We start from the raw sequence: 13,144 nt of genomic DNA, 5'->3' as shown, positions 1-13,144 counted from the left end.
AGTATCTGCCAGTTTTGGCACGCATTCACCGAATGGGGCAAGCGCATTGATGGCACAAGAGCTGGAAATTAAACTGACTCTGCATCCGCAACAGATTCCGCTGGCGGTGGCTTGGCTGCTACAGCAGGCGGACGCTAGCAAGGGCGCGTGCAAACGCCTGGTGAATACTTACTACGACACCCCCGACAATCAGTTGAACGGTCAACGCATTGCCCTGCGTTTACGGGAGGCTGGCGGCCGAACCCTACAAACCCTGAAAACCCAAGGCGAATTTGTCAACGGCGCTCATAATCGCAATGAATGGGAATGGGAGGTTCCTGGCCCCAATCTGCAACTGGGCTTGCTGGCAAACACACCGCTGGCGGATAACGTGAATCTGGCGCGGCTGGCGCCGGTGTTTGAAACCAACTTTGAGCGCCAGGTGATTATGCTGGCGAACGATAATGCCGTTATTGAAGTGGCGGTGGATACCGGGGAAATAATTGCTAACGGGCAAGGTCGCGCGCTCTGCGAAGTTGAATTTGAACTAAAATCCGGCAACCCTGACAGCCTGTTGATCTGGGCGCAAAAGCTGGCGCAACACTGCCCGGTGTTTTTGAATCTGGTGAGTAAAGCCGAGCAGGGTTATTTTCTGGCGGACGCACCAATGGCTCATGCACGTGCTGTTGAGAATGCCGGTGAGAGTGCTGGTGAGAGTGCCGGTGAGAGTGCCGGCGAGGCGACAGCCTCCTTGAACAAGCTGCTCCAGCGTTTGAGTCAGAGCTGGCTAAAGCAGCAATCCGTAAACATGAAGAGCCTGAACCTCGGTGCACTGGCGCAACTTGCCGCAGGCTGTGCCGCGAGCCAGCCCTGGTCAGAGCTTGTTGAACAACTGCAAGGCGGAACAAAGGTCAGCGATTTGTTACAGCAGCCTTGGTTAGGCCAAACTCAGTTGGCCATGCTGCGGCAAATAGCAGACCAGCAGGGCGCCAATTAAAAACGGAATGGGAAGCCGTGGGTCGTTCAGGAATCGGTGCTGTCACTTTCCTGGCTGTTACGCCACTTTTCCAGAAACTTCCGGTAGCGCTCAAGGGCTTCTTTCACCACCTCCAGGCCCGGGGTTTCGATGGAACGTACCATCACTATCAGGCCTTTGCCTTTGATCGGTTGTTTGATGGGTGGCTGGCAAATCACCTCGCCATCGTCGTCTATGTAGGCCAGGGCGGTGCCTATGTCGTGGCGAATCAAAGCGCTGACGATGTCGGCCCAATTCAGGTCTTCCAACAGCAAATCGTAACGGTGGGGGTGGTCATGTTCATAGTTGAACATGTCTTCCAGCACTTTCTCTGAGCCGGGCGCCACCACCGCGCGCACCATAATTTCCGGGTAGGTGCGTACTGGCCGAATCACTGCGCGTATGCCAAGCGCTTTCAAGCGGCTGCGATTTCTATCGGCCACACATTCTGAGGTGGTTTGGTAGCCCAGGTTGAGTTCACTCAGGCGGTGGGCAATGTCGAACGTTATGCTGTCGGAATTGGCGTCGGTTTCATCCGTGGCTAGTACCACAATGTGCCGGGCGCTGCCGGCGTGCACCGCTTGTAAAGCAGACGGGTCAGACCCGGTGCCATGAAAGTGCACCAGCCCCATATCCGTTAACTCGGGTGGTAAACCGTTTGGAAACTGGCGGGTAAGCAGCATGATAGGAACGGTTTCATACCCCGGGTTAGAGCGTATTTGCGACGCAAAGCGCAGAAAATACTGCGCGCCGCCGTGCTGCGGTGTGTTGATGATAACAATATGCTCTTTCATTTTGTAAATCCAAAGTCCGCGTAGAGAACGTTCCCGGCGATAAAACCGGTATTCGATGAAGTCGCTGATAATCAGCGTGAGCACCGTAATGGCGCCTATAAACAGCACTATAATAGTGCTTAAGCGGCCAATCAGGGTTTGCGGCGCGTAATCGCCGTAGCCTACGGTCGACACGGTGGTCATGGTCATCCATATCGATTCGAACAGGGTCAGGTCTTCCACTGTCCAAATCACCAACACCTGGAAGATTAGCAGCCCAATCAACATCGAAAAAAGTGTTTTCATGCGCTTGCGGATCAACCCGCTCATAGGCAAGTGCGATTGAGCGTAGGATTGAGAGTGTTCGGCGTTCAATGGGCGACGATTGCGTAGCATCCGGGCGCTGGTGTCCTGTGGGTCTGATTCGTTATACAGTACCTTTAATAAGGTACTAAACCAAAAATATAACAGAGAAACAGAGGTTTGCTTTATGTCTCAGCCTTGGAACGCACTGCCGCAGGTTTTGGCTGCCGACGTTGCCGGGCGCTGGCCGGGTATTTTCGCAGACGGCGTGCCTTCCTGGCTCACAGAGTCTGGCGCCATTACCACCGAGCTACTGGCGGCGGCCATTGCCAGCAGTCCTTTTTTGGGCCAAACCCTGGAGCGGCAATCCGATGCGGTACGTGAATTGCTGGCCTCGCGCTGCCTCAGCAAACCCACCACCGTCGCCTATCTGAAACAGCGCTGGCTGGAATATCTGGCACACATTCGTGACGAGCCAGGCCTGCATCAGGCTTTGCGATGTTTCCGCCGGGAAACCCAGTTTCGTATTATCTGGCGCGATCTTCTGCGCCAGGCCGACCTGGCCGAAACCATGGCCGCCACCAGCGGTTTCGCCGATATCTGCATAAATGGCGCACTAAGCTGGCTTTATGGCAGCGCTTGCGAACAGTTCGGCACACCCTGGGGTATCAGCCCGGTCAGCGGCGAAGAGGCACCGCAAAAAATGGTGGTGTTGGGCATGGGCAAACTGGGCGGGCGCGAACTGAACGTGTCTTCCGATATAGACCTGATATTCGCCTTTCCCAGCAAGGGTGAAACCCGCGACGGGCGACGGGCGTTAGACAACCAGCAGTTTTTTGTTCGCCTTGGCCAGCGATTGATTCAGGCGTTAGACCAGATAACCGCTGACGGTTTTGTATTCCGGGTAGACATGCGCTTGCGGCCCTATGGCCAGAGTGGCGCCCTGGCCCTGAGCTTTGCCGCGCTGGAAACCTATTATCAAGACCAGGGCCGCGACTGGGAACGCTATGCTATGGTCAAGGCCCGGGTAGTAGCCGGCGACCAAGAAGCCGGCGTGGTGCTGATGGAAAGCTTGCGGCCGTTCGTGTATCGCCGCTACGTGGATTTCGGCGCTTTTGAATCCTTGCGCAGTATGAAAGCCATGATTGGCCGCGAGGTGCGCCGCAAAGGCCTGGAAAACAACATTAAGTTAGGCAGTGGTGGCATCCGCGAAATCGAGTTTGTGGTGCAGGCGTTCCAGCTGATTCGCGGTGGCCGGGACCGGGAACTGCAGCAGCGCGAATTACTGCGGGTGCTGAACGAATTTCTGGAGCTGGAACTGCTGCCGCCGCAGGTGATAGGCGAGCTGCGGGCGGCCTACGTATTCCTGCGCAATCTGGAGCACGCGCTACAGGGCATGGAAGACCAGCAAACCCAGCTATTGCCGGATACCGACCTGGCCCGTGCCCGAGTGGCGCATATTATGGGTTACGACAGCTGGCCGCTGTGCCAGCAGCAGCTGGACGAGCACCGGGCGCAGGTGGCTACGCACTTCAGTAATATCATCACCAGTGATGACGACGACAGCCCGCAAAACAACCTTGATGAAGGCTGGCAAGAGCTGTGGTTTTGCGAGATGGACGAGCCGACCGCCTTGGCCTGGTTGGTTGAAAAGGGTTTTGAAGCGCCAGAAGAAACTCTGGCCGCATTAACCAACCTGCGCACCAGCCGCACCATAAAGTCGCTGCAGACCCAGGGCCGAAACCGCCTGCACCAGTTTATGCCCATGCTGCTGGCCACCCTGACCGAAGTCGAAAACCCGTCCCATACCTTTGGCCGGGTGCAGCCTTTAATAGAAGCCATACTGCGCCGAACCGCTTATATGGTGTTGTTACTGGAAAACCCGGGGGCCTGTTCCCAACTGGTGTCCTTGTGCAGTGAAAGCCCTTGGATAGCGCGCGAGCTGGCCGACACACCGCTGCTACTGGACGAACTTTTAAACGCTGAAAGCTTGTATTACCCACCCGCCAAAGCCGAACTGCAGGACGACTTGCACCAGCAGATGCTGCGCATCTCTTATGAAGATCTGGAAGACCAGATGGAGTCTTTGCGGCATTTCCGCAAAGCCCACACCTTGCGGGTGGCGGCCGCTGAAATGAAAGGTACCCTGGCGCTGATGAACGTCAGCGATTATCTGACCTGGATTGCCGAGGTGGTGCTGGAACACGTGATGGATGTCGCTTTTGCCAATCTGGTCAGCCGCCACGGCTATCCGCGGCGAGCCGATGGTTCGGTATGCGATTCGGATTTTGCGGTGATTGGGTATGGCAAGCTAGGCGGTATTGAGCTGGGTTACAGTTCCGATCTGGACTTGGTGTTTGTCTATAGCGCCGATCCCCAACAAAGCACCGATGGCGAAAAGTCCATCGACAACGCGGTGTTCTATACCCGCCTGGGTCAGCGCATTGTGCATATTCTGAGCACCCAGACACCCTCCGGCCAGCTTTACGATGTGGACATGCGGCTGCGCCCGTCTGGCAGCTCGGGCCTGCTGGTAACCACTTTGCAGGCCTTTGAAAAATACCAACACACCGACGCCTGGACCTGGGAACACCAAGCTCTGGCTCGCGCCCGCGGCATAGCGGGGTGCCCGCGCACTCTGGAAGGCTTTGAACAGATCCGCAAGAGTACCCTGTGCCAGCACCGCGACCGTCTGGCGCTGCGCAGCGAAGTAGTGGCAATGCGTGAAAAAATGCGCGCCAGCCTGGCCACCCCCGCCAGCCGCCGAGCCGAGATGTTCCACGCCAAACAGGACCCGGGTGGCATTGTGGATATCGAGTTTCTGGTGCAATACCTGATGCTGGCCTGGAGCGAGGAATACCCCACATTAACTCGCTGGCCAGACAATATTCGCCAAATGGAAGAATTAGGTGAGGCCGGCGTATTGCCCGCAAGCGACGTTAAAACACTGCGTGCGGCCTACATTGCGCTGCGCTCTGCCATTCATCGGCGTACTCTGCAAGATTTGAACAGCCATTTGTCTGGCGAGGCTTTTATCGCCGAGCGGGATTTTATCCGTTCCATCTGGCAGCGAGTCATGATTGAATAACGGCCAAAACTTTCTTCGGTGATCCTGATAGAATACCGAACTCACAAAACTGTTTTTCTGGAGCAACCTAGTATGTCGATGGCTGATCGTGATGGTGTTATTTGGCTAGATGGAGAAATGGTGCCCTGGCGTGAAGCCAAAGTGCATGTACTGACCCACACCCTGCATTATGGTTTGGGCTGTTTTGAAGGCGTGCGAGCGTACAACACCGATGAAGGCGCCGCTATTTTCCGCATGAAAGATCACACCGACCGGCTATTCCGTTCAGCCCACATTCTGAATATGAAAATGCCGTTCAGCAAAGACGAAATCAACGCCGCCCAGCTGTCTGCGGTACGGGACAACAATCTGGACGAAGCCTACCTGCGCCCAATGGTATTTTATGGCTCCGAAGGCATGGGCCTGCGCGCCGACAACCTGAAAACGCACGTAATGGTCGCGGCCTGGAATTGGCCATCGTATATGTCGCCAGAAGCCAAAGAACTCGGCATCAAGGTGCGCACGTCGTCTTACACCCGCCACCACGTGAACATTACCATGTGTAAGGCAAAGGCTAACGGCAACTACATTAACTCCATGTTGGCGCTGCAAGAAGCCGTGTCCAGCGGTTGTGAAGAAGCCCTGATGCTGGATAACGAAGGTTACGTGGCTGAAGGCTCTGGCGAGAATGTGTTTATTTTTCGCAACGGCGTGCTGCATACACCGGAGCTGACCTCCTGCCTGGAAGGTATCACCCGCCAGACCATTCTGGACTTCGCCAAAGAACTCAACATTGAGGTGAAAGAGCGCCGCATCACCCGCGACGAAGTCTACGTAGCTGAAGAAGCCTTCTTCACCGGTACCGCCGCCGAAGTGTTGCCCATTCGCGAGCTAGACGGCCGTGCCATTGGCACCGGCAAACGTGGCCCGTTGACCGAAAAACTGCAGGCCATGTACTTTGATGCCGTGAAGGGCAAATCGCCCCAGCATCGGGATTGGTTGTCGGTGGTTAATAAATAACTGGCGGATAAACCATGAGCGTCACTATCCGCGGCGCTCATATTTCATTGGCTATCTTTGAACCCGGGGCTAAGCCTTGTTGGTAAAAGCAACTTAGCGCATGAACCACGGCGTGCAAAGTGAGGGTGGTGTGGCAGAACTTGTTCGCGACAAAGGTCGCCCAGCCCATTACCTGGTCTGTAACCGGTATCTTGAAACTTTTCGCAGTGAGTGGTTTTCATCATCGCATTGGGGTGTTGCTTTAGAATCTGTGTCACAGGGCGGAAGAGGCAGTGCCTGGTTTATTGATGATGGCCAGCGCAGTTGGGTATTACGTCAGTATTTACGTGGCGGTATTGTTTCTCGAATAAGCGCTGATCGTTTCTTATTCCTCGGTGAAAAAAAAGTGCGATCGTTTTATGAGCTGAAACTGCTCCAGGAATTGTTCGATGAGGGTCTGCCGGTACCCGAGCCGGTAGCCGCTTCGTATACCCGCGGTGACGCCTCGTATTCCGCATGTATCTTGATCAACCGTATCCTTGCCGCAAGCACGATGGGTGAGCAGCTTTCTGATCTGGAGTCTTCAGTTTGGCGGAGCGTTGGTTCAGTTATACGGAGGTTTCATGACAATGGTGTTTATCACGCCGACCTGAACTGCTTTAACATTCTTGTTAGCCCTGGCGCTGTGCACCTGATTGATTTTGACAAGTGCCGGCGTTACCCTCCTTCCCGCGAAAATGCGCCATGGAAGGCAAGCAATCTTGAACGCTTAAAAAGGTCGATCGACAAGATCACCCCTCCCGAAATGAGTCAAAAAACGGCAGCGGATTGGCAGCAGTTGCTAAGCGCCTATCATGCTTATTGAGCCTGGCAAGTAATATTTCTGAGCAGCGGCCGTTGGCGCTATCGTAATGTCTGACCGGAGTAGTTTATGAGCCTGCCATCAAGAGCAACTGTAGTTGCTGGGCTGCGGGAGTCTTTTGCCATACTGCCTGCGTTTTATATTCTCACATTGATGTGGTGGTTCCCTCGCGGCGATAAATACGTTGCCGGGCTGACAGTTGGCGCAATACTACTTTATGGATGTTGCGGAAAGTGGCCGGCACGCAACAAGGAGATGCAACGAAAACAGAAGCCCTTTTTGTTCGCAAGTTGGCTGTTCGTTTTTGTAACTGTGGTTGGTTATGCGGTTAATGATGGCAGTTGGTCTGAGTTGCGGGCCGTGCTAGTGATGGCTGTTTATATCTCATTTTTTTGGGGTGTCCGCTTTAACGACCGTGTTTTCGAATTGATTGCGCTGATCTCTGCAATGGGCTTTATAACACTGACGTTTTCCCAGTACCTAAGCACAGGAGGCAGGATTGGTGGCTTCATTAACCCAATACCCTACGCTACCGCCGTTGGTTCAGTGGCGGTGCTGTTTCTGGCAATGACGCTTTTCAGCAATCGTGCGTTCTGGCAAAGAGGCGCTTTCGGGGTACTCTTCATCCTTTTGGTTGTCTCCTTGTTTATGACAAAGACGCGAGGTGTTTTGGTACCGGTTTTTTTGGTTACCGGTGGATTGCTCGTTGTTCTTTTAATGATGAACAAAAGCAAGAGGCTGCTGCAATCTTTAGTGATCGTATTTGCTTTGGTCGGGTTTGCGGCGATTGCCGGCAATGTTTTTCTTAAGGACCGCCTGACGCAAACGTACAACGAGTATGGACAGATGACTGAAGGCAACTATGACGGATCTATTGGTGTCCGTCTTCAGCTCTGGTTAACAGCAGGTGAACTGATTGTACAAGAACCGATTATTGGTCACGGAAAGGGCTATCGAGACGCATTGGAGTCGCTGTATTTAGCGGCCAGTATGAAAGAAAGCTTATACCTGTTCAATGCCAATCATTTTCATAACCAGTATATTGATACGACCGTGAAAAAAGGCTTAGTTGGCGGCTTGGCGTTACTGCTGCTGCTTGGAGCCGGCGTTCAGATGGCTTATCGGTCTCCGCGCGCACCTTGGCAATGGTACTCCGGCTTGGCGGTTATTTTAGTTTACGGTGGATCGGCGCTGACTGACGTGCCGTTAATTCATGCCCATACGATATTTTTGTTTTTCGGAATTTGCTTTCTCATCAGCGCGGTTAGTGCTGAGACAAGGCACTACACTGATTAATGGCGAACTTTTTTAAGCGTTGTTTCAATGCGTGTTGGTAACACGTGAAGCCATCGCGTGAACGTTAACGAAAGTCGCTGCCACGCGGTGGCGTCTGGTTTGAAAGAAGGCTGGCAGTATTTTTGGTAAAGATCCTGCCACTCAAAATACTGCCACTGCGCGCATTTGCCTTTTTGCCGGGCAATTCTGGCCTTGCCAGAAAACTTCTCACCGAGGCTGAGCCCTAATGCTTCGGGTTCAGCGATAATCAAGTTGTTGGCGTAATAGATATCGGACTTCTCGAGTGTTTCCGGAGCGTTGTCCAGCAAACCATCGAGCCGAACAGAGGGGTCGAATTTTTTCAGCGTTTTCAGCCAGAACATCTGTGTGCAGTCGATCAGGAGGCCCCTTGAGGTGTTTTTTGCATTAGCCGCTTCATCTGTTGTTACGTCTTCAAGCAGTTCAAGGTCCCAAATGGCGAGTAAGTCTTCGGTTAAACCGAAATAGAAAAAATCACTGAGATGAAATGCGACCCGGAAGCCCTTGGCGTACTTGCGTGTAAATACATTGCTGACCACCACCCGCTCGCGGAATAAGCGGTGACTGTCACATCGTTCAGGATAGCGTTGCTGCAGCTCTACAAACTGATTTCCGGTCAGATAATTATCGCTACGAAGCTTAATGGCGTAGGGGGTTTTTACCTGCTTCAATCCAGCCAATGTAGACACAATCTGGCGATTATTGTTGTAGTGCTGAGGGCGCCCATCGCTATGGAAGTTTCGGATGTTGGAGCCGGGGTCCTCAGAAATAACCAACTGGTCATAATCCAGCCCCGAGAGCTGCTGTTCGGGCCAAGTGGATAAAATGATTATGGCACCCGGCAGGTGTTGCCTCACCGAAGAGAGGCATTTATGAGTAATGCCTGCTTCCTGAGTTCTGCCCTTTAGGGTTTGCACCGGGCCTTGAACAACAACCGTGATGTTTTCAAAGGTTTTCAACGCTGGTGTCCTTTCAGTTGTTCACTGAGGGCAATGTAATGCTTGGCAATCCGCCGGTAATCCAGAAAGGCGATATTGTTGTAGCTCACTTCTGGTGGGTTCTGAAGAATGTCATTCATGGCACGGGCGAGCGCGTCTATATCGCGTCTCGGCACAACCCACTTGCTCAGCTCGCCGTTAAGTAGTTCACGACAACCACCTGCGTCGGTGGCGACAACCGGAGTGCACGCGACCAAACTCTCAACGATAACCGTGGGTAAGCCCTCTACATCGGAGCTGGATACGTAAAGTTTGGCGCGTCGAAAGGCAGGTAATAGGTTGTTGCAAAAACCCGCAAAAAAAACATCTTTAGCTATGCCCAGCTCGTTCGCGAGTTGCTTGAGTTGGTTCAGGCGTTTTCCGTCGCCAAAAATAACCAAGGGATAGGTTTTATTGCTTTTTGCATAAGCACGCAGGAGTATATCGAAGCGCTTGGTACGGTCGGGGCGACCAGCAGACATAATGAAAGAGTCCGGCAGGCTATCCGGTGCGGGCTTGGCTATCTCGGCTTTCAATCGGTCAAAATCAAAACCGTTGTAAATGTTTTCTATACTTTCAGGTCGTGCGCCAATTTTCTGAGTCATGTCGTCTTGAACATCTTGGGAGACTGTTAGCAATTTTTTTCCACTATAAATTTTTTTATACAGCCACCTGAAGATGTGCCTTCGAACACCTGTGTAACGTTCTACGAAGTTCTCGTATTTACAGCTATGTACCACAACGTAGTGATCGTCTTTATCGGCATGGAGCGGGATGCAACTCATCCCGTGGTAAAATATGGCCTGATACTTCTCCGCCTGCAGTTTTGATTTTAACTGCCAGCAGAAAAGAGGGCTAAACAGAAAGTGGTAGAAGTGTTTTCCAAGTAGAGCTATTAGCGGTTTCGAGAAGACTTTACTTAGCTTGCTTTCTTTATTTAGCCCAAAAATTTTCAGATACTTGTCATTGCCTTCGATCGGTCCTGGGTTCTCCCAAAATACAAAGTCGACCTGATGGCCTTGTTTTCGAATTTCTTCAGCGACATCTGAAGTCACGCGATAAAGCGATTGCCAATATGTGCCTCCACCAAGAATAAAAGCTATTTTCATGTTACACCGATGGCCTTTGCTTGTTGTTTGATAGAAACTGTTGATACTCATCCGGCGCTCCGCAAAAAACGATTTCGTCCATGCTAATCAGCATGTAAAAAATGGCGCGTCCGTTTTCTATCAGATAGTTGTACAGAGGGGCAATGTACAACTCGCCTTTAGCCCACTCGCTAGGAGGCTGGGCTTCATAATGTTCGAAGCTTTCAATAAAATCACCCGCATCTGAAAAGTGATACAGGCCGTCACTGCACAGATTGGAGATCGGATTTTTTTCAGCGGTTTCTGCAACCCGCTGCGAATCGGCGCTCAATGGGCGGGCGAAAGACCAGTTGCTCCCTTCACCTTCAAATACTTCGAGAAAGCCGTCGCCGATCAGTGCTTGTTGTGGAAAACGGAAGTCTGGCCGAAAAGTGTCTATGTTGAATAGGGTGATCGGGCCTTTCTCAACGCTCAGGGCCTTAAGGGCGAGATAGACCGTTTCGGCCTGGCCGCGGGTTTCATCTTGCAGGGTGACTACGCGAAAATCTTTTATGCCCAGTGCTTGCGCTTTGGCTTCAACAAACTGTGGCGTTTCGAAAACATCCCGCACAATAAACACAAACGGGTGGGTTGCAAAGTAGTGCTCAAAGCTCTGCACCGAGTGTTCAAACAGGGTTTTTCCGTGGGCTTGCAGCATGTACTTTGGCAGTTTAAAACCTGCTTTGAAAAAGCGTGAACTCAGGCCGGCCATAGGAATAACGATCATCGAGCTGCCCCGTCCAGTAAGTTGTAAAGTCGAAATGCATTCGCCAAAAGTGCGTCTTGTCGGGCGGGGTCGTCTGCGTGCAGCGGCAACATCGAGAGAAACAAGTGAATTTGCATGGCGTAAAGTTCAGTGCCGCTTACCCCGAACTGTTCGCTCACCAACTTGAGAAACAACTGCTGAATCGCCTTATGTTTTTCAAGATGAGGAATGCTGAAATGCAAATTTTGGCCGTTGACTGTCAGCTCGTGGGTACCCGCAATGATCCAGTCATACATGCCCAACACAGAGTGGCTGAGCTTGGCGATGTCGTAGCGTAAGTCGCCGTAAATGCTGAATTGGTTGTCGGTGGTCATGCCACGGGGATCGATGACTTTGATCCTGTCGGTACGGAAATCGTAGAGAATATTGCTGAAGCAAAAATCGCCGTGCATTAACGTTGCGTTTGATGTTTTGGCGGGCAAAAAAGGCATGCTCCTTTCAATCAGGCCATCTATCGACAGCCGTAGCGGTTTGCCTGATCCGGGTTCCGAGTATTCAAAGCACGCCTGGGACGAAACGCCTCTTGCTGCGCAAAACTGTTCTATCCGCTGGCGGGTTTTGTTTTGCAGCAGGTCATCAAGGGATGAGTAAGGGCTGTCGCCTGTTGCAGTAAATCCCTGGCAATCCCTTATAAAGACCATGCACTGCCGAAGAATGTTTTTCCAAACCAGGGGGGGCAGTTCAGCAAACACAAACAGCTCGTTCAGCGCCGTGTGATGCAGGTATTCCAGCCGATAGGACAGATAACCATCTGCGTGCTGCACTCGCGCATCGGCGCCCAGAAACTGAGGTGTGTATTGACGCATCATGGGCGGAATATTTTCAAACCAGAGTGCTTCGGCGGTAATTTTGGTGCTCTGGGCTCCAGATTTTTCGATCCAGCGCGGCGTGATAGTCAGTTCATTGAACACACGCTGGGTTGTGAATGTGGATTTCGAGCGGTAATACGTATTCGCGTGTCCGAAATCCAACCAATTGCTGACATCCACGGTATCCAGCCCCTGAGCTTTGTTATAGCGAGACAGGCCGTTCAGAAAACTCCAGTTGGACTGGGTGATGCAGCGGATCAGTAACCGCGGGCTGCTGAAGTTAAAATAGCCGGTGACTACGCTGTACTGTTCCAGAGTAGGTGTCTCTTTGCTGCTGACCAGCCAGTTATCCATGTCCTCAGTGACTACGGCCCAATCGTAGTTGTCATCCACTTTGGCGGTCGCGATGATATCGCGCCCTGTGGGCAAAGGGTCAATTAGAGTGTCACCAAACAACACCTGAAGCTGCGTATCCAGAGGTTGCTCCGCCAGGTTCAGGGATGCCACCAGGGATGCGCCCAGGCTAAGACCATCTGGAACGAGCAGAATTGTCACGGCGTGCTGGGCCAGCCAATAACGGTCGTGCTCGTTCACGGTGTAAGATTCAGGCACAGAGATAAAAATGCGGCTGGCCGCCGGCGCGCATTTAAACTGGTGCTGGAACAGCCGGCGGTTGCCCAATGGTAGGAAGCTTGGGGGCAGGGCGCCAAACTCGGAGCGCAACTCAGGGCTGACATAATCTGCCGACATAATCAGGAACATGGGTGTTTCTCACGTTCGATCAACTGCTGGATTTCGTCGGGCGAAAGGTGAGTGAACTCCGACGGCCGTATGGCGCGGTCGTCAATATAAAACCCATCGAAACCGCACCAGGGCTTGCCTACGTGAATTTCATCGTAAGGCACCTGGTGCTTTTCAAGCCACTCAGTAATGATTGGCAGCGTATGAATGTTGATCTTGCCCACGTTGCCTTCGTAAGTGCGCATATTGCGGGCTGTCTGAATAATAATCTCGTAGCCCATGGCTTTGTAGCGACGCAGGGTCTCTATCACCTCGGTATTCGGCAGCACCTCGCGGTAATCTGAGGTGTTGGCAAGAGTGATGGTTCCATCCAGATCAACAACAAGTTTCTTCACGGCTTAACTACCCGGTT

The 13,144-nt window shown here is 52.5% G+C and carries 11 protein-coding genes; 5 read left to right on the top strand and 6 right to left on the bottom strand.

The features are described from left to right. The first annotated feature begins 49 nt into the window (after positions 1 to 49). Positions 50 to 976: a CYTH domain-containing protein gene (locus MELB17_RS11720; RefSeq protein ID WP_007350459.1), complete on the top strand. Its 927-nt coding sequence runs from the start codon at positions 50 to 52 to the stop codon at positions 974 to 976. A 26-nt stretch (positions 977 to 1,002) separates the two neighbouring features. Here MELB17_RS11720 and MELB17_RS11715 read toward each other — a convergent pair whose 3' ends face one another. Then, complete coding sequence (locus MELB17_RS11715) at positions 1,003 to 2,163, bottom strand: potassium channel family protein (RefSeq protein ID WP_007350458.1); 1,161 nt, start codon at positions 2,161 to 2,163, stop codon at positions 1,003 to 1,005. Between the two features lie 94 nt (positions 2,164 to 2,257). On the opposite strand from MELB17_RS11715, the gene glnE reads away from it, so the two are divergent. The 4 genes from glnE to MELB17_RS11695 all read left to right on the top strand — a co-directional run bounded on the left by glnE (position 2,258) and on the right by MELB17_RS11695 (position 8,294). After that, on the top strand, positions 2,258 to 5,158 hold the full coding sequence (gene glnE / locus MELB17_RS11710) for a bifunctional [glutamate--ammonia ligase]-adenylyl-L-tyrosine phosphorylase/[glutamate--ammonia-ligase] adenylyltransferase (protein ID WP_007350457.1): 2,901 nt from the start codon (positions 2,258 to 2,260) through the stop codon (positions 5,156 to 5,158). A gap of 72 nt (positions 5,159 to 5,230) precedes the next feature. Further along, entirely contained in the window at positions 5,231 to 6,157 is a 927-nt protein-coding gene (locus MELB17_RS11705) for a branched-chain amino acid transaminase (RefSeq protein ID WP_007350456.1), read from the top strand. A gap of 100 nt (positions 6,158 to 6,257) precedes the next feature. Next, on the top strand, positions 6,258 to 7,001 hold the full coding sequence (locus tag MELB17_RS11700) for a 3-deoxy-D-manno-octulosonic acid kinase (protein WP_007350455.1): 744 nt from the start codon (positions 6,258 to 6,260) through the stop codon (positions 6,999 to 7,001). A 66-nt stretch (positions 7,002 to 7,067) separates the two neighbouring features. Continuing rightward, positions 7,068 to 8,294 carry an O-antigen ligase family protein gene (locus MELB17_RS11695; RefSeq protein ID WP_083796382.1) on the top strand — a complete coding sequence of 409 codons (1,227 nt, stop codon included), beginning with the start codon at positions 7,068 to 7,070 and terminating at the stop codon, positions 8,292 to 8,294. Here the strand turns inward: MELB17_RS11695 and MELB17_RS11690 are convergent. From MELB17_RS11690 to MELB17_RS11670, 5 genes are read right to left on the bottom strand one after another with little or no spacing between them, the layout of a single operon-like run. Beyond that, positions 8,291 to 9,271 carry a WavE lipopolysaccharide synthesis family protein gene (locus MELB17_RS11690; RefSeq protein ID WP_007350453.1) on the bottom strand — a complete coding sequence of 327 codons (981 nt, stop codon included), beginning with the start codon at positions 9,269 to 9,271 and terminating at the stop codon, positions 8,291 to 8,293. The genes MELB17_RS11695 and MELB17_RS11690 overlap by 4 nt on opposite strands. Continuing rightward, positions 9,268 to 10,449, bottom strand: a complete 1,182-nt coding sequence (locus tag MELB17_RS11685; protein ID WP_198136485.1) for a glycosyltransferase — start codon at positions 10,447 to 10,449, stop codon at positions 9,268 to 9,270. The genes MELB17_RS11690 and MELB17_RS11685 overlap by 4 nt, the downstream gene beginning before the upstream one ends. Then, positions 10,400 to 11,143: a glycosyltransferase family 2 protein gene (locus tag MELB17_RS11680; RefSeq protein ID WP_007350451.1), complete on the bottom strand. Its 744-nt coding sequence runs from the start codon at positions 11,141 to 11,143 to the stop codon at positions 10,400 to 10,402. The genes MELB17_RS11685 and MELB17_RS11680 overlap by 50 nt, the downstream gene beginning before the upstream one ends. Beyond that, on the bottom strand, positions 11,140 to 12,753 hold the full coding sequence (locus MELB17_RS11675) for a hypothetical protein (RefSeq protein ID WP_007350450.1): 1,614 nt from the start codon (positions 12,751 to 12,753) through the stop codon (positions 11,140 to 11,142). The genes MELB17_RS11680 and MELB17_RS11675 overlap by 4 nt, the downstream gene beginning before the upstream one ends. Continuing rightward, positions 12,744 to 13,127 (bottom strand): HAD hydrolase family protein, encoded by a 384-nt coding sequence (locus MELB17_RS11670; RefSeq protein WP_007350449.1) that lies wholly within the window; start codon positions 13,125 to 13,127, stop codon positions 12,744 to 12,746. The genes MELB17_RS11675 and MELB17_RS11670 overlap by 10 nt, the downstream gene beginning before the upstream one ends. Between the last annotated feature and the right edge of the window lie 17 nt (positions 13,128 to 13,144).

The organism is Marinobacter sp. ELB17, assembly GCF_000169375.1.
Lineage (GTDB): Bacteria > Pseudomonadota > Gammaproteobacteria > Pseudomonadales > Oleiphilaceae > Marinobacter.
The sequence above is the reverse complement of the archived record's forward strand: the minus strand, read 5'-3'. Positions and strand labels throughout refer to the sequence as shown.